The sequence below is a fragment of the Pseudomonas sp. TWR1-1-3 genome (assembly GCF_049896805.1).
Lineage (GTDB): Bacteria > Pseudomonadota > Gammaproteobacteria > Pseudomonadales > Pseudomonadaceae > Aquipseudomonas > Aquipseudomonas bubulae.
This window is the reverse complement of the sequence record NZ_JAFCUZ010000003.1, coordinates 231,066-248,212: the sequence shown is the minus strand read 5'-3', so window position 1 is coordinate 248,212 and position 17,147 is coordinate 231,066. Positions and strand designations below refer to the sequence as shown.

At 60.6% G+C, this 17,147-nt stretch carries 13 protein-coding genes; 9 read left to right on the top strand and 4 right to left on the bottom strand.

Going from position 1 to position 17,147, the window contains the following annotated elements; all coding sequences use genetic code 11:
• Nucleotides 1–4 precede the first annotated feature (4 nt).
• From ACP7BE_RS13930 to ACP7BE_RS13905, 6 genes are all read left to right on the top strand, one after another.
• Nucleotides 5–868: a LysR family transcriptional regulator gene (locus tag ACP7BE_RS13930; protein WP_094999777.1), complete on the top strand. Its 864-nt coding sequence runs from the start codon at nucleotides 5–7 to the stop codon at nucleotides 866–868.
• Nucleotides 869–1,085: 217 nt separating this feature from the next.
• Nucleotides 1,086–2,162: a putative 2-aminoethylphosphonate ABC transporter ATP-binding protein gene (locus tag ACP7BE_RS13925; RefSeq protein ID WP_095017841.1), complete on the top strand. Its 1,077-nt coding sequence runs from the start codon at nucleotides 1,086–1,088 to the stop codon at nucleotides 2,160–2,162.
• A 1-nt stretch (nucleotide 2,163) separates the two neighbouring features.
• A complete protein-coding gene (locus ACP7BE_RS13920; protein WP_095017840.1) occupies nucleotides 2,164–3,888 on the top strand; it encodes a putative 2-aminoethylphosphonate ABC transporter permease subunit in 1,725 nt (574 codons plus the stop codon).
• A gap of 38 nt (nucleotides 3,889–3,926) precedes the next feature.
• Nucleotides 3,927–4,949: a putative 2-aminoethylphosphonate ABC transporter substrate-binding protein gene (locus ACP7BE_RS13915; RefSeq protein ID WP_094999977.1), complete on the top strand. Its 1,023-nt coding sequence runs from the start codon at nucleotides 3,927–3,929 to the stop codon at nucleotides 4,947–4,949.
• A 139-nt stretch (nucleotides 4,950–5,088) separates the two neighbouring features.
• Nucleotides 5,089–6,216, top strand: coding sequence for a TIGR03364 family FAD-dependent oxidoreductase (locus ACP7BE_RS13910; RefSeq protein WP_095024868.1), 1,128 nt, complete (start codon nucleotides 5,089–5,091; stop codon nucleotides 6,214–6,216).
• Complete coding sequence (locus tag ACP7BE_RS13905) at nucleotides 6,216–6,773, top strand: phosphonate degradation HD-domain oxygenase (protein WP_426106221.1); 558 nt, start codon at nucleotides 6,216–6,218, stop codon at nucleotides 6,771–6,773. The genes ACP7BE_RS13910 and ACP7BE_RS13905 overlap by 1 nt, the downstream gene beginning before the upstream one ends.
• A 106-nt stretch (nucleotides 6,774–6,879) precedes the next feature.
• Here ACP7BE_RS13905 and ACP7BE_RS13900 read toward each other — a convergent pair whose 3' ends face one another.
• Together ACP7BE_RS13900 and ACP7BE_RS13895 are read right to left on the bottom strand one after the other, a co-directional pair.
• Entirely contained in the window at nucleotides 6,880–8,244 is a 1,365-nt protein-coding gene (locus tag ACP7BE_RS13900; protein ID WP_426106219.1) for a GTPase/DUF3482 domain-containing protein, read from the bottom strand.
• Nucleotides 8,237–9,619, bottom strand: coding sequence for a DUF2868 domain-containing protein (locus tag ACP7BE_RS13895; RefSeq protein ID WP_138738380.1), 1,383 nt, complete (start codon nucleotides 9,617–9,619; stop codon nucleotides 8,237–8,239). The genes ACP7BE_RS13900 and ACP7BE_RS13895 overlap by 8 nt, the downstream gene beginning before the upstream one ends.
• Nucleotides 9,620–9,709: 90 nt before the next feature.
• Between ACP7BE_RS13895 and ACP7BE_RS13890 the strand changes: the two genes are divergently transcribed.
• Entirely contained in the window at nucleotides 9,710–10,222 is a 513-nt protein-coding gene (locus tag ACP7BE_RS13890; protein WP_094999782.1) for a dihydrofolate reductase, read from the top strand.
• Between the two features lie 121 nt (nucleotides 10,223–10,343).
• On the opposite strand, the gene ACP7BE_RS13885 is transcribed toward ACP7BE_RS13890, so the two are convergent.
• The gene (locus tag ACP7BE_RS13885; RefSeq protein WP_083369724.1) at nucleotides 10,344–11,735 is read right to left on the bottom strand and encodes an L-cystine transporter; all 1,392 of its coding nucleotides are present in this window, start codon (nucleotides 11,733–11,735) and stop codon (nucleotides 10,344–10,346) included.
• A gap of 219 nt (nucleotides 11,736–11,954) precedes the next feature.
• On the opposite strand from ACP7BE_RS13885, the gene ACP7BE_RS13880 reads away from it, so the two are divergent.
• Nucleotides 11,955–13,010, top strand: a complete 1,056-nt coding sequence (locus ACP7BE_RS13880) for a phosphorylcholine phosphatase (RefSeq protein ID WP_095017836.1) — start codon at nucleotides 11,955–11,957, stop codon at nucleotides 13,008–13,010.
• A 210-nt stretch (nucleotides 13,011–13,220) separates the two neighbouring features.
• Here ACP7BE_RS13880 and ilvD read toward each other — a convergent pair whose 3' ends face one another.
• On the bottom strand, nucleotides 13,221–15,068 hold the full coding sequence (gene ilvD / locus ACP7BE_RS13875) for a dihydroxy-acid dehydratase (protein ID WP_094999784.1): 1,848 nt from the start codon (nucleotides 15,066–15,068) through the stop codon (nucleotides 13,221–13,223).
• A 381-nt stretch (nucleotides 15,069–15,449) separates the two neighbouring features.
• On the opposite strand from ilvD, the gene ACP7BE_RS13870 reads away from it, so the two are divergent.
• The gene (locus ACP7BE_RS13870; RefSeq protein WP_426106215.1) at nucleotides 15,450–17,141 is read left to right on the top strand and encodes a DUF4153 domain-containing protein; all 1,692 of its coding nucleotides are present in this window, start codon (nucleotides 15,450–15,452) and stop codon (nucleotides 17,139–17,141) included.
• Nucleotides 17,142–17,147 lie beyond the last annotated feature (6 nt).

The following is a 17,147-nucleotide window of genomic DNA, read 5'->3' as shown; positions in this document are numbered from 1 at the left end:
TGTTGTGCTGAGTGCCGAGCTGAAAGCGTTTTACCGGGTGGCCCAACTGGGCAGCATTACTCAGGCCGCCAAAAAGCTCGGGCTGAGCCAGCCGACTGTGACCACGCAAATCCGCAACCTCGAAAGCCAGTACGGTGTAGAGCTGTTTTACCGTGGCGGCCGGCGCCTGACCCTCAGCGATGACGGCGTACGCCTGCTGCCGATGGTCAAGGCGTTGCTGCAGCAAGAAGCCGATATCGAATTCTTTTTGCGCAACAGCGGCCAGGGCACCGGCATGCTGCGTATTGCCGCAACCGCGCCGTATTACATCCTGGATCTGGTCAAAGCCTTTCGCGAACGCTTGCCGCAGATCGAGGTGGCGGTGGATATCGGCAACTCCCAGCAGGTGCTGGAGGCACTGGACGAATACCGGGTCGATATCGCGGCTTCCTCACAACTGGTGGAAGACCCGCGCCTGATCCGCCGCGTCCTGGGTGCCGATCCGCTGGTGTTGGCGGTGCATCGCAATCACCCGCTGGCCAAGCTTGAGCATGTGCCGTTGAGTGCGCTTGCCGGGCATTGCCTGTTGATGCGCGAACAAGGCTCGACCACGCGCCAGTTGACGGAAGGACTGCTTGAAAGCGCCGGTGTCAGCTTTGGCCCGCTGCTGGAAATCGGTAGCCGGGAATCAATCCGCGAGGCCGTGCTGCGCAACATCGGCATCAGCATCATTGCCCGGCAAGAAGTACCCCACGACCCGCAGCTTCGGGTGCTGACCCTGGAAAATGCGCCGGTCATCCACGAATACCTGTACTGCCTCAAAGAGCGAAAAGCCGCGCGTTTGCCGGCGGCGTTTCTGGGGCTGGCGCAGGAAATGGCCCCGGCCTGACCACAACCACTGTGGGAGCGGGCTTGCTCGCGATGCAGACGATGCGGTGTGTCAGGCAAAACGCGGTAAGGCCATCGCGAGCAAGCCCGCTCCCACAATGACCCTGCACCCATACCCAAATCCACCAATACCACTATCGGCTGCTTTGGCCTTGCTGCCACATCTTGTACGCATTGCATCTCTAGGATGGCCCTTATCTGCTTGATGAGGTGCATCCATGAACAGCTCGAACACAACCGCTTTTACCCAGCCCGGCGTGCCGATGAAGGTGCGCAATGTGAGCAAGCGCTTTGGCGCCTTTACCGCGCTGGATAACGTCTCGCTGGAGGTGGCTGCAGGCGAGCTGGTGTGTCTGCTCGGCCCGTCCGGTTGCGGCAAGACCACGCTGTTGCGTTGTATCGCAGGCCTGGAGCATCAGGACAAGGGCGCACTGTACCTGGGTGATCGCGATGTCTCCGAGCTGGCGCCGCAGGCCCGTGATTACGGGATTCTGTTTCAGTCCTATGCTTTGTTCCCAAATCTGACTGTTGAGGCCAACATTGCCTACGGCCTGGCTGGCAGCAATCGTGAGGTGGTGCGCAAGCGCGTCGGCGACATGCTGGAGTTGGTGGGCCTGACCGGCAGCGAAAAGAAATTCCCGGGTCAGCTTTCCGGTGGCCAGCAGCAGCGGGTCGCCCTGGCCCGTGCCCTGGCGCCATCGCCGTCTCTGCTATTGCTCGACGAGCCAATGTCGGCCCTGGATGCCCGCGTCCGTGAGCATTTATGTACCGAACTGCGCCAATTGCAGCGCAGCCTGGGCATCACCACGCTGATGGTCACCCACAATCAGGACGAAGCCATGCTGATGGCCGACCGTATTGCTGTGATGAACAACGGCAAGGTCGAGCAGTACGCCACCCCGCAAGAAATCTACGACAAGCCGGCCACGCCGTTTGTCGCCGAATTTGTGGGGCAGGGCAACTGGCTACCGTTTTTGCGCAACAGTGCCACCCACGCTCAGGTCGGCGGCATGAACATGCGCCTGGCAGATGACGCTGGCCGCGCCGCCTCGGGGCGTTTGTTCTGCCGTCCCGAAGCCATCAGCGTCAATCCGGTACTGCATCAGGAAAACCTGTTCCCGGCCCGGGTTAGGGAAATTACCTTTCTTGGCAATCGCTGCCGCATGAGCTTCGAACTCAACCACCTGCCGGGTCATGCCCTGACGGCCGAAGTCGGCAGTCAGGACCTGCCGCGCCTCGGCACACCGGATATTTTTGTCGCCCTGCCACCCGGCAGCCTGCAGGTGTTTGCCTGACATGGCCGCTGAAATGGCCCTGCCATTGCCCGGCAAAATGTCCCGCCAAGCCAGCAGAGCGGAACTAGGTGACCGTATCTTCGTGGTCGGCGGCAAGCTGCTGTTACTGCTGTTGTTGAGCGTGGCGGTGCTGATGCCGTTGCTGGCAATCTTCTGGCGCGGCTTCAGTGCCGAAGACGGCCAGGGCGGCGGCTGGGTCGCGGCGCGAGAACTGGTCACCAGCGCCAACTTTCACTGGCTACTGGGTAATAGCCTTAAGGTTTCCCTCAGCGTGGCGGCCATCGTCGTACCGCTGGCGTATCTGTTTGCCTACGCCCTGCAAAGGACAATGATCCCCGGCAAACGCATCTGGCGCGGGTTGTCGTTGCTGCCACTGATGGCACCTTCAATGCTGCCGGGCATCGCGCTGGTGTATCTGTTTGGTAACCAGGGCATGTTACGTGGGCTGGTTAGCGACAATATCTACGGCTTCTGGGGCATCGTTCTCGGTGAGGCCATCTACACCTTCCCGCACGCCTTGATGATTTTGCTGTCGGCTTTGTCTCTGGCCGATGCACGTTTGTTTGACGCTGCATCGAGCATGGGGGCCGGGCCTTTCAAGGCCTTTCGCAGCATTACCTGGCCGGGCACCAAACAGGCCGTGTTTGCCGCGTTCTGCCTGGTCTTCACCCTGACCATCACCGACTTCGGTGTGCCCGTGGTGGTGGGTGGCGACTATCAGGTGCTGGCGCTTGAAGCCTACAAGGCCGTGGTCGGCCAGCAGCAATTCGGTCGCGGCGCCTTGATCGGCATGGTCCTGCTGTTGCCTGCACTGTTCAGTTTCGGCGTTGATGCCTGGCTGCGCCGCCAGCATGGCGATTCGATGAGTGGCCGCGCCCAGGTGTTCAAACCCGTGCCGTCGAAGGGCCGTGACCGCTGTTATCTGGCCATTGTGCTGCTGATTTGCGCCACCCTGTTGCTGGTCTTCGGGATGGCGGTGTACTCGTCGCTGGTCAAGTTCTGGCCATATAACCTGTCGCTATCGCTCAACCACTACCAGTTCAACGACACCGCAGGCGGCGGCTGGCTGGCCTATCGCAACAGTGTAACGATGGCGCTGTGTACGGCGGTGATTGGCAGTCTGGTGATCTTCACCGGCGCCTATCTGATGGAGAAAACCAGAAGCCAGAAAGGCCTCAACCTGGCCCTGCGCATGCTCAGCTTTGTGCCGATGGCCGTGCCGGGGCTGGTGCTGGGACTGGGCTACGTGTTCTTTTTCAACCTGCCGGGCAACCCGCTGCATGTGCTCTACGGCACCATGACCCTGCTGGTGGCCTGCACCATTGCGCATTATTTGACCACTGCACAAATGACTGCGACCACGGCCCTGCGCCAGCTCGACGGCGAATTCGAAGCCGCCGCACTGTCGCTCAAGGCGCCGCTCTATCGCCATTACTGGCGCGTCACAGTGCCGATCTGTCTACCCGCACTGCTGGACATCATGCGCTACCTGTTTGTCTCGGCGATGACCACCGTGTCGGCGGCGATCTTCCTTTACAGCCCCGACACCATCCTCGCGGCGGTGGCGGTGCTGAACATGGACGACGCCGGCAACGTTGGCGGCGCGGCGGCGATGTCGACCCTGATCCTGTTCACTTCGGCGGGTATGTCCTTGCTGCTGGCATGGGCTTCGCGCGGTTTGCTGCGCCGCTCCCAGGCCTGGCGCCAGGGTGCGCCCGCGCAATAACAACAACCCTGCCCCTACACCCCAAAAGGAACCGCACCATGTTCAAGCCTCTTGCTCTTGCCGCTGCTGTCCTCACTGCTTTTAGCTTCAATGCGTTCGCTGCCAAAACTGAACTGACCGTGTACACGGCCCTGGAAGCCGAACAGCTCAAGACCTACAAGCAGGCCTTTGAAAAGGCCAACCCGGACATCGAGATCAAGTGGGTGCGCGATTCCACGGGCATCATCACCGCCAAGCTGCTGGCGGAAAAAGCCCGTCCTCAAGCAGATGCGGTGTGGGGCCTGGCGGCATCCAGCCTGGCGATCCTCGACCAGCAGGGCATGCTGCAAAGCTACGCCCCCAGGGACCTGGCCAAGATCGGCGGCAACTACCGCGATGCAGCCAACCCGCCGGCCTGGGTGGGCATGGACGTGTGGGCCGCGACCATTTGCTTCAACACCATCGAGGCGGAAAAACAGGGCCTGAGCAAGCCGGTGAGCTGGCAGGACCTGACCAAGCCTGAATACAAGGGCAAAATCGTGATGCCCAACCCGGCCTCGTCCGGCACCGGCTTTCTGGATGTGAGCGCCTGGCTGCAGACCTTCGGCGAGAAACAGGGCTGGCAATTTATGGACGACCTGCACCAGAACATCGGCCAGTACGTTCATTCAGGTTCCAAGCCTTGCAAGCTGGCAGCTGCGGGGGAATTCCCGATCGGTATCTCCTTTGAATACCCGGCCGTACAGCTCAAGCGTCAGGGGGCACCGCTGGATATCGTGTTGCCTAAAGAAGGCCTGGGTTGGGAAATCGAAGCGACGGCTGTAATCAAGGGGACGCCGCACGAAGAGGCAGCAAAAAAGCTGGCTGACTTCTCCGCAAGCCCCGCGGCGATGGAGCTTTATAAAGAGAACTTCGCGGTACTCGCCCAGCCCGGCATCGCCAAGCCACAGACCGAGCTGCCAGCCGATTACGAGCAGCGCCTGATCAAGAACGACTTCGCCTGGGCCTCGCAGAACCGCGACAGCATCCTGGCCGAATGGCGCAAGCGCTATGACGGCAAGTCCGAGAAAGCGGCGCAGTAGTTTTGTAGCCACAAAAGACCTGTGGGAGCGGGCTTGCCCGCGATTGGATCGCTGCGGTTGGACAGCCGCACCGCGGCGCTTGTATCGCGAGCAAGCCCGCTCCCACAAGGGAAGTGAAGTTGCCCTTCAGGACATCGTGATGACTCAACCAATCCTTATCGTCGGCGCCGGCATTCTGGGCTTGTCCCACGCCTACGCCGCTGCAAGACGCGGTCTCAAGGTACGCGTCTTCGAACGCACCGCCACGCCACTGGGCGCCTCGGTGCGCAATTTCGGCCAGGCGCTGGTCACCGGCCAACCACCGGGCGTGATGCTCGATCTGGCCCGTGCCAGCCGCGACATTTGGGCAGTCTGGGCGCAGCGCGCAGGCTTTGATCTCAAGCGCAACGGCTCGTACCTGTTCGCCCGCACCGAAGCCGAAGAGCACTTGCTTGAGGCGTTCTGCCAAGGTCGTGCTCGCGAGTTCGGCTACCGCGCCGAATTATTGCGCGGTGCAGAAATGGATGCGCTGTACGGTGGCCAGTTCAGCCATCATCGCGCCGCTTTGCATGGCCTTGACGACCAGCAGGTGTATTCACGCGAAGCCATTCCGGCCCTTATCAACTATTTGCAGTGTGAGCTGGGCGTCGAATTTCATTTTTCGACCCTGGTGCGCGAGGTCGAACCCGGTCAGGTCCATACCACGGCGGGGAGTTTCAAGGGTTCGCAGGTGATTGTGTGCTCGGGGCACGATTACCTGACCCTGCTGGCCGAGCCACTGGCCCGGCTCAACCCGAGGATCTGTCGCCTGCAAATGCTGCGCGTGCGGCCCAAGGTCAACTTGAGGCTGCAACACGCCCTGCTGACCGGCCTGAGCTGTGTGCATTACGGCGCTTTTGCCGACTTGCCCGAAGCGGCGCCAGTGCAGGCCGAAATCCAGCGTGACAGCCCGCATCTGGAGCAGCACGGCATTCACCTGCTGATCAGCCCGACGCCTTATGGTGATTTGATCGTCGGCGATTCTCATGATTACAGTGAGGATCCCTCACCCTTCAACGGCGAACAGGTGGATAACTGGATGCTGCAACTGTGCGAAGACACACTGGGCTGTGAAGTGCAGGTGGTCGAGCGCTGGCAGGGCGTCTATGGTGCCAAAGGGGCCAGGCCTTTTACCTGGCTGCAGGTGGCGCCCGGTCTGAATGCGGCGCTGATGCACACGGGCGTGGGCATGAGCGTGGGCCCGGCAATGGCCGAGGGCAATATCGCCCGGATGCTGGAGGAGATGTGATGACACACGCACAGCAAGTGGTTGAAGAGGTATTTGGCTTGTACCGGCAATTCGGTACCGATGATTACATCGGCGAGCCGGTGTCACAGATCGAGCATATGTCCCAGGCCGCGCAGCTTGCGCTGGATGAAGGTTATGACGATGAAGTGGTGTTGGCCGCGTTCTTTCACGATATCGGGCACTTTTGCGTCAATGATGCGAAGAACATGGATGGATACGGTGTAGTCAGCCATGAGCGGGTGGGCGCCGATTATCTGCGCCGTGCCGGGTTTAGCGAGCGGCTGGCCAAACTGGTGGAATACCATGTACAGGCCAAGCGTTACCTGACCTTGCGTCAGCCGGGGTATTTCGATTTGTTGAGTGAGGCGAGCATTCGCACCCTGGGTTATCAGGGCGGGGTGATGAGCGAGGCCGAGGCGGATGCCTTCGAGCAGGACCCGTTGTGCGGGTTGAGCCTGCGCATGCGGGTATGGGATGAACAGGCCAAGCAGATGCATGTGCCAGTTATCGACCTGCAAATCCTCAAGGCCAAAGCCGTCCGCCTGTTAGAGGGTTAAGTACCCATTCTTGTGGGAGCGAGCCTGCTCGCGAAACAAACGACGCGGTGTATCAGTGATGATCCAATCGCGAGCAGGCTCGCTCCCACGGGGGGTAAGCCGGTACTTAGATCTGCCCGGCCAACAACTCAATCTGCTCCTGACGCTCAGCCTGGCTCAACTTCGGATGCGGGTTGAGCGACGACCATTGCGGGTGCGCCCGCGCCTTGTTCAGGGCTTCGGGCAGTTTGCCTTCGCGCCAGGTCTTGTCCTGCGGGGTGGCGACCTTGATGCTGTCCACCGCCGCATGCCCGCGAGCATTGAGAGCGTGCAGCAATTGCCGTTGGCGCAACGCCAGCAGGCGTAACACGCTGTCGTCCACGGTCAACTCGCGCTGGCCCTTGAACTTGCCCAGCAAGCGGCTGCCGTAGCTGCGCGCGGTTTGCAGCGCACCGCCGGCAATGGCCCCGGCCAGCGCCGCCGCGCCCAGCGTCAGGCCGCCCACCATCAAGTCCACGCCTGCCCCGGCCGCAGCCCCTGCGGCAATCCCGCTACCGACCCGCACGCCCAGATGCTTGAGCGTCTCGGGGTTGAACAAGTCATCGCCCCAGCGCCCGTCGAGCAGCGGCAAGTCGCTGGCCGCCGCATCGCTGGTGCGAAAACCGTACAGCTTGAGCATGGCTTCTACGCAGCGTTGCTCGCGTTGGCGAATCGTTTCGCGCAACTGCTGGGTAGCTTGTTGTTCGGCGGTTTTTTCGCTGGCCACGCTGCGTCGGCAAGCGGCGCAGTCGATCAGCAGTTCGGCAATCAGGCGCAGGGCGCTGTGCTTGCGGGCTTCACGCTGGGCCTCCTGGTCGGTAATCAGTCGTTGCAGCGCGCCCCGCGAATGCTCCAGCAGCAGCGCCAGGCTTTCATATAAACGGCGTTCGCCATCTTCGGGCGGGGCCACGCTGTCGAAGCGTACCAGTGCATGCAGGCCCAGACGGGCCAGGGCTTCGCGCCACTCGGGTTCGCGGTGCTGCGGGCTGCTGACAAAGTTGAGCACCGGCAGCAGCGGTTTGCCACAACTGGCCAGTACGCTGAGTTCGTCGCGGTACTTGGCCAGCACCGGCTCGCGGGCGTCGATCACATACAGCCCGGCGTCCGAGGCCAGCAGTTGGCGCAACACCTTGGCTTCCTGCTCAAAGCGCTGGCGCGCCTCGCTGCCTTCGAGAAAGCGCGCCACCCGCGCCGGCCCATCCAGGCGTTCGCCGGGGTGGTCGAGGCGCTCAAGGTAGTCGAGCAGGGCGATGGCATCTTCCAGCCCCGGCGTGTCGTACAGCTCCAGCAACGGCTCGCCGTCGATCGACAGCCGTGCGCCTTCGACATGGCGCGTGGTGCTGGGACGATGGGACACTTCACCAAAACCGACATCTCGGGTCAGGGTCCGCAGCAACGAGGTTTTGCCGACATTGGTATGGCCCACCACGGCCAGCGTCAGTGGCTTAGTCATGGCCTGTCTCCAGCCAGTTCAGGGGGGCGCTGGCGGCGAACGGTAAACCCAGTTTCTCCAGCGCCGTGTGCCAGTCGCCCAGGCGATCAGCGTCCAGTGCCTGGCCGGGGGGGGCTTGCAGTAGCCATATGCGGGTTTCGCGGGCACTGCGGGCCAGTTCGCCGATCAGCGCCAGGCTGCCACGGTCCGGCGAGCGTCGCGGGTCGCAGGCAATGGCCAGGCGCGCCGGGGGGAAACGGGTCATTTGTTCGAGCAGTTTTTGCCTGGATTCGCGGCTGTCGAGAATGCCCGCATCCTTGACCGTAGCCGGCAACGTGGGTGGCCAAGGGTGTTGATCGTCCAGCTCGATGGCCACGATCAAGGCGCCATCGGTGTGCAGGTCGCTGTGCCCGGCCTGCACGTTATGCAACTGCTCGGGGGCTATGTCATTTACGCCCAGGCGCTCGCTGCTGGGCATCAGACGCTCGCGCAGCTGGCTGTAACCGGGCAGATTAAGGTCAAGTTGCAGTGCGTTGCGCCCGGCATTCCAGCGCCACAGGCAGAATGCCGCCAGTAGCAGACGCGGAATCACCCCGTAAATAAGGACCACGCCCACCAGCCAGACTGCCCATGCCTGACGCACCAGTTCATTGTCATAGAGGTTGGTGTCGTTGCTGATGCGGATCATCTCCACGGTGGGTACGCTCATGCCCAGCCAGTTGGGCAGGGCGCCAAGGGCGCGGGTGGCGGCGACAAACACATCGGCACCAAGAATCGTGGTTTCCCAGATAAACCCGTAACGGCGGGTGGCCATTAGCAGCAGCATCATCACCAACGCGCTGAGCATCGCCAGCAACCACAGGCCGTTGACCAGCGTGCCGAGTGCCCAGCGATTGAGCTTGCGCCGTTGCAGCAACAGCACCAGGGCGGGGGCCAGTTGTGCGGCCTTGGCGTCGCGGGCGAGTTTTTCGCTGAGCCACAGCCACAGGCGGCCGAGGCTGGCGCCGTGTTCACCGGCAAACAGCAGGCCCAGCGCCCAGCTCAACAGCAGGATCAGATTGAGGCCAAGCAGGCTGCCCAGCGCCCAGAACACATTGACCGGGGTTTGCCCGTTGCCCAGGGCGGCAAAGGCCAGCCCGGCGCCGCTGAGTACCGTCAGTACGGCCAATACCAGCAGCGCCAGCCGCGCACCTTGCAGCCAGTGCTGCATGGCGGCGAGCAAGCCATCCCGTTCCGCCAGCCACAGGGCACGGTTTTGCAGGCGTGTGGGCAGGTCGCCGGCGCTGGTGCGGGCGCGCCGATTGGCTTCAAGATCGTCCAGCGGGCCGGCGTGTTCTTCGCGCAGGCGCACGGTCTCGGTCAGCCAGAGGCGTTGTAATGGGGAAAGTTGATTCACAGGCCAGTCCATTCAAGTGAGCCATGAGCATAACCGCTGTTAGTCAGGCAGGGTACTGTCGGCGCGGGTGGCTCTGGTATCCTCGGCGCCATGAAAAAAACACTCCCCCTTAGCCTGATCGCGGCACTCGCTGAAAACCGCGTGATTGGCGTCGACAACAGCATGCCGTGGCATTTGCCAGCGGATTTCAAATATTTCAAGGCCACCACCCTGGGCAAGCCGATCATCATGGGTCGCAAGACCTGGGATTCGCTCGGTCGCCCGTTGCCGGGCCGGCTTAATCTGGTGGTCAGTCGTCAGACCGGCTTGCAGCTTGAAGGTGCCGAGGTATTTGCATCCCTTGAGGCGGCCGTGGAGCGTGCCGAGGCGTGGGCAATCGAGCAAGGCGTCAGTGAAGTGATGCTGATTGGCGGCGCGCAGTTGTACACCCAGGGATTGGTGGATGCCGACCGGTTGTACCTGACGCGAGTGGGCCTGAGCCCGGAAGGCGATGCGTGGTTCCCTGAGTTTGATCAGGCGCAGTGGAAACGGGTATCAGAGGAATTGCACGAGGCTGCAGAGGGCAAGCCGGCGTTCAGTTTTGAGGTGTGGGAAAGGGCTTAGTTACAAAAAGCCCCTCACCCCAACCCTCTCCCGGAGGGAGAGGGGGCTGATCTGTGGTGTTACGCAAATCTGCTTTTGCCTTTAATCCCCTCTCCCTCCGGGAGAGGGTTAGGGCAAGCTTTTAGGCGTGCGCCAGATCACCATGATCGTCTTCAGCCAGGATGGCCTTGTCGGTCTGGTGCAGGATCTGGCTGGTCACGGTACCGGCCACCATCGAACCGCTGACGTTCAGTGCCGTACGGCCCATGTCGATCAACGGCTCGACCGAAATCAGCAATGCCACCAGCGACACCGGCAAGCCCATGGCCGGCAACACGATCAGTGCAGCGAAGGTTGCACCACCGCCCACACCGGCCACGCCTACCGAACTCAAGGTCACGATGGCCACCAGCGATGCGATCCACACAGGGTCCAGCGGGTTGATGCCCACGGTCGGGGCAACCATCACCGCCAGCATGGCCGGGTACAGACCGGCACAGCCGTTCTGGCCAATGGTCGCGCCAAACGAAGCGGCAAAGCTGGCGATCGAAGACGGAATGCCCAGGCGTCGGGTTTGCGCTTCGATGCTCAACGGGATGCTGGCCGCGCTCGAACGGCTGGTGAAAGCAAAGGTCAGAACCGGCCATACCTTGCGGAAGAAGCGCAGCGGGTTAACCCCGGAAAACGACACGATCACGCCGTGAATCACAAACATCAGCGCCAGGGCGATGTAGGACACCACCACAAAGCTGCCGAGTTTGATGATGTCCTGCACGTTGGACATGGCGACCACTTTGGTCATCAAGGCCAGTACGCCGTAGGGGGTCAGTTTCATCACCAGGCGCACCAGGCGCATCACCCAGGCTTGCAGGGTATCGATGGCGCTGAGGATCTTGCCGCCTTTTTCCGGCTCGTCCTTGAACAGCTGCAACGCGGCGATGCCCAGGAATGCCGCGAAAATCACCACGCTGATGATCGAGGTCGGCTTGGCTCGCGCCAGGTCGGCAAACGGGTTTTGTGGGATAAACGACAGCAGCAGTTGCGGCACGTTCAGGTCCGACACCTTGCCCGCGTAGTCGCTCTGGATCACTTGCAGGCGGCTCATTTCTGCAGCACCGGCCACCAGGCCATCGGCGGTGAGGCCGAACAGGTTGGTCAGGCCGATACCGATCAGTGCCGCGATCATGGTGGTAAACAGCAATGTGCCAATGGTCAGGAAGCTGATCTTGCCGAGGGACGAAGCGTTATGCAGACGGGCTACGGCGCTGAGGATCGAGGCGAATACCAGCGGTATCACGATCATTTGCAGCAATTGTACGTAGCCACTGCCGACCAGGTCGAACCAGCCAATGGAGGCTTTCAGTGTCGGGCTGTCTGTACCGTAGGTCAGGTGCAGGCACAGGCCGAAGACCACGCCTATAACCAGTGCCAGCAAGACTTTTTTCGCCAGGCTCCACGCAGTGTGGCGGGTCAGCGACAAGCCGAACAGCAACGCGAGGAACACCAGCAGATTGAGGATCAGCGGGAAATTCATGAAAGCTCCGAGGGGACGACTTGTACCAGTCTTGGATGTAACTATTGCGAACCGGAAATCGTAACAGGTTGATATATCTACAAATATACCGATGTGGAATGACAACCAAGGTTTTTGGAATAAGCAGGTGACGCAGACAGGACGATGACAGTCGTGCCCAAGCCAAAAACTGTCATACAGGTTTGTTAGCGTCTGTGCTTTTGACTAGGAGCATAGCTGATGAACCTGACCGCCAAGCTGACAGCGTTAACTCTGTGTATGGGGCTTGCGGGCCAGGTGTTGGCCACAGAACTCAAACACTGGCCCGCCGATCAGGCCAGGCAACTGGACGCCATGATTGCTGCCAACGCGAACAAGGGTAATTTCGCGGTCTTTGACATGGATAACACCAGCTACCGCAACGATCTGGAAGAAGCGCTGCTGCCGTTTATGGAAAACAAGGGCCTGATCACCCGTGACAGTCTCGACCCGTCGCTCAAACTGATCCCGTTCAAAGACACTGCCGAACATAAAGAAAGCCTGTTCAGTTACTACTATCGCTTGTGCGAAGTGGACGACATGGTGTGTTACCCGTGGGTGGCCCAGGTGTTTTCCGGCTTTACCCTGCAACAGCTCAAGGGTTACGTGGATGAGCTGATGGCCTCGGGCAAACCGGTGCCAGTGACTTACTTCGAGGGGGATGTGGTCAAGACCTCCGAGGTTCAGCCGCCCAAGGTGTTTACCGGACAGGTCGAACTGTTCAACAAACTGATGGAAAACGGCATTGAGGTCTATGTCATGACCGCGGCTTCGGAAGAGCTGGTGCGCATGGTCGCGGCCGATCCCAAGTACGGTTACAACGTCAAACCGCAAAACGTGATTGGCGTAAGTACGCTGCTCAAGGACCGCAAAACTGGTGAGCTGACCACTGCCCGCAAACAGATCAGCGCCGGTACATACAACGAGAAAGCCAACCTGGGGCTGGAGTTGACCCCTTATCTGTGGACTCCGGCGACATGGATGGCGGGCAAGCAGGCGGCGATCCTGACCTATATCGACCAGTGGAAAAAGCCGGTGCTGGTGGGCGGCGACACGCCGTCCAGTGATGGCTATATGCTGTTTCACGGCGTGGACGTGGCCAAGGGCGGGGTGCACTTGTGGATCAACCGCAAAGACAAATACATGGCGCAACTGGAAGGCATGATGGCCAAGAATGCGGCGGCGCAAGCCAAAGAGGGGTTGCCGGTAACGGCGGATAAAAACTGGGTAATCGTCAAGCCGGATCAGATCCAGTAGTGACGTAGCAGCTGCCGAGGGACGAAGGCTGCGTTCGGCGACGTAGTCGTCGTAAACCTGAGTCTTCAATATTTCTAATGTTCCGAAGTGTCTGATTTCACGACGGCTTTGCCGCCGAACGCAGCCTCGTTCCTACGGCAGCTGCTACAGAGTTGGTGTATGAACCAAAAATCCCGGCACATGGCCGGGATTTTTGTTCAACGTATTGGCTTATGGCACCAATTTGTCCAACAGCGCTTTATCACGCACCGCGCCCTTGTCGGCGCTGGTGGCCAGCAACGCGTAGGCCTTGAGGGCCGTGGTGACTTTGCGCGGACGCACTTCCACCGGCTTCCAGCCTTTCTTGTCTTGCTCGGCACGACGGGCTGCCATCTCTTCGTCGCTGATCAACAGGTTGATCGAACGATTCGGGATGTCGATCAGCACTTTGTCGCCGTCCTGCACCAGGCCAATCGCGCCACCAGCGGCTGCTTCCGGTGAAGCATGACCGATGGACAGGCCCGAAGTACCGCCCGAGAAACGACCGTCGGTGAGCAGCGCACAGGCTTTGCCCAGGCCTTTGGATTTCAGGTACGACGTCGGGTAGAGCATCTCTTGCATGCCCGGGCCGCCTTTAGGGCCTTCGTAACGGATGATCACGATGTCGCCGGCCTGTACTTCGTCCGCCAGAATGCCGCGCACGGCGCTGTCCTGGCTTTCAAAGATCTTGGCGTTGCCTTCGAACACGTGGATCGACTCGTCGACGCCCGCGGTTTTAACCACGCAACCATCCAGAGCGATGTTGCCGTACAGCACGGCCAGGCCGCCTTCTTGCGAGTAGGCATGCTCGACACTGCGGATGCAGCCGTTTTCACGATCGTCGTCGAGGGTGTCCCAGCGGGTAGACTGGCTGAATGCAGTCTGCGTCGGAATACCGGCCGGGCCTGCACGGAAGAACGTGTGCACGGCTTCGTCGTCAGTCTGGGTGATGTCCCATTTGGCGATGCCTTCGGCCATGGTCTTGCTGTGTACGGTCGGCAAATCGGTGTGCAGCAGGCCGCCGCGGGCCAACGAGCCAAGGATGGAAAAAATACCACCGGCGCGGTGCACGTCTTCCATATGGTACTTCTGAATGTTCGGCGCCACTTTGCACAGCTGCGGCACATGACGTGAAAGGCGGTCGATGTCTTTAAGGTCGAAGTCGATTTCGGCTTCTTGGGCCGCAGCCAGCAAGTGCAGGATGGTGTTGGTCGAACCGCCCATGGCGATGTCCAGCGTCATGGCGTTTTCGAACGCCTTGAAGTTGGCGATATTGCGCGGCAACACCGACTCGTCGTTCTCGACGTAGTACTGGCGGCACAGATCAACGATGGTGCGTCCGGCTTGCAGGAACAATTGTTCGCGGTCGCTGTGGGTAGCCAGTGCCGAGCCGTTGCCCGGCAAGGCCAGACCCAGGGCTTCGGTCAGGCAGTTCATCGAGTTGGCAGTGAACATGCCGGAGCACGAACCGCACGTCGGGCAAGCGCTGCGCTCGTACTCGGCAACTTTCTCGTCAGAAGCGCTGGAGTCGGCGGCGATCACCATGGCGTCTACCAGATCCAGACCGTGGCTGGCGAGCTTGGTCTTGCCTGCTTCCATCGGCCCGCCGGAAACGAAAATCACCGGGATGTTGAGGCGCAAGGAGGCCATCAGCATGCCAGGGGTGATCTTGTCGCAGTTGGAAATGCACACAATGGCGTCGGCGCAGTGGGCGTTGACCATGTACTCCACGGAGTCGGCGATGATCTCGCGGCTAGGCAGCGAGTACAGCATGCCGTCATGGCCCATGGCGATGCCGTCGTCGACGGCAATGGTGTTGAATTCTTTGGCAACGCCGCCTGCGCGCTCGATCTCGCGGGCTACCAGCTGGCCCATGTCCTTGAGGTGGACGTGGCCGGGTACGAACTGGGTGAAGGAGTTGGCAATGGCGATGATCGGCTTTTTAAAGTCGGCATCTTTCATCCCCGTGGCGCGCCACAAAGCGCGGGCACCGGCCATGTTGCGGCCATGGGTGGAGGTTTTCGAACGATAGTCAGGCATGGAGCAACTCCGGGCGGCTAATCAGGTAACAAACAGGGAAGTGAGCTTCTAATGACAGGCGGATCACACAGAAAATGACCACGTATCCGCGAGTTGCCGTAAACGCTGCGGGATCGCCGCGCGTCTGGGCTTGAGCTCATAAACCCGCCGGGGATGATTGGCGATGAATGCGTCGATTCTACACGGCTGGCGGCGGGAGGGAATGGGCCCGAGGGTTGCGCCAGGGTACAAATGAGCGACTTGGGATACTGCATGAGGCAATCAGCTCTAGTAAGGCCTGGCCTGCTTTTGTGTGGGAAAGAACTATTTTTAATAAGTGGCACGACCATTTAACGGCAATCAAGTAATAGTGTGCGATTGGTTTTGTAGTGAGGGTTCCAAATGCTGACGCTTGAGCGATCTGTCAAAACGTATCTGGTCATCGGCCTGGTGCAAGGGCTGTTGCTGTGGCTGAGCACCGCCATAGGCGAGCCGGGAGTCCGTTATGGCCTGATGACGGCAGTGCTGGTGGGTGGCATCAACCTGTTGCTGCTGGATGAGAATATCCGCCAGCGTGGCACGGTATGGCGGGTGCTCGGACTCACGGCAGTCATGACGTCAATCAGTGCCTGGGTATTTTGGGACGGCGATGAGTATTGGCGCTCAGGCAGCTGGCTGGTGGGCAGCTGGACCTTCTTTGCCGTAGTCGTTACCTATGTGTGTACGGTTTTTATTCTGAGCTGGCCGACCCGTGAAGGGCGCTACCCACGCTACCAGGACCTGTTTCGCCATGCTTGGGACACGGTGTTTATCGTGCTTCTGGGGTTGCTGTTGAATGGCGTGTTCTGGGCATTGCTGCTGTTGTGGGGCGGGCTGTTCAAGATGCTCGGCATCGTGGCGCTCAACAAGCTGTTCTCAACTGACGGGTTTATGTATGTCAGTTCGGCGATGGTGTTTGCCCTGGGCGTTCATATGGGGCGTGAAAAGGACCGGGTGATCGGGCTGCTGCGCGGGATTCTGCTGGCGCTATGCCGCTTTTTGCTGCCGTTGAGTGCGTTGATTGTCATTGTGTTCACCTTCGCTTTGCCCTTTACCGGGCTGGAGCCGATCTGGGATACCGGTTATTCGACGCCGATCATGCTGTGGCTGGTGGCGGTCAGTTTGTTTTTGCTCAATGGCGTGTTTCAGGATGGCACCCAGGGCAGCGGGTACCCGGTCTGGCTGGTGCGGGTGATCGACCTGTGCCTGCTGTGTTTACCGGTGCTGGTGGTGTTGGCAGGGTATTCGACCTGGCTGCGTATCGAGCAGTACGGCCTGACCCCGTCACGGATCCTCGCCATGGTGCTGGTGCTGGTTATTTTTGTTCACAGCCTGGCGGCGGTTTGGGCCGTGTTTGCTTCAAGGGCCGTCTGGCTGGGCAGCTTGCGCGCCAGCAATCCGCTGATTGCGCTGCTGTGCGTGGTGCTGCTGCTGGGGTTGCATACGCCGTGGTTCAGCCCGCTCAAGTTGAGTGCGAACAATCAGGTGCAGCGCTTGCTCAGCGGCAAGACTGCGGTGGATACCTTTGATGCAGATACCTTGCGCAATCGTCTGGGGCCTCAGGGCAAGCAGGCGTATGACGCGTTGTTGGTGCAAGTCGAGCAAGGGCTGGTACTGACCGGGCCGCAGCGGCAAGTCTTGCTGAAACGCCTCAAGGAAGCAGGTTCGGGTAATGGCCCCAGAGGGTCGGAGCGGTTGCTGGAATGGATCGGGCCCAAGGTCGAGGGCAGTGAGCAGTTTGAGGACAAGGGGTTTGACGGGCAGTTGTGCCTGGCGCCAGGTTGCGCCCTGTGGGCCGTTGATCTGGATCAGGATGGGCAGCCGGAGGTCCTGCAATTACCCAAGAACAAGTGGTCCGAACCGTTGCACTTCTTCAAGCGTGATGCTCAGGGCAAATGGCGGCGAGCCGGCACTTACCTGGGGGATGAGAGTGCGCTGGAGCTGATCGAGAAGATCCGCCAGGGCAATGTGAAGGTGGTGAAGCCGACTTATCAATCGTTGCAGATTGGCGAGGTTGAGCTGACGCCGAAGCTGGAGAAGCCTCGCAAGCCTTGAGCCCCC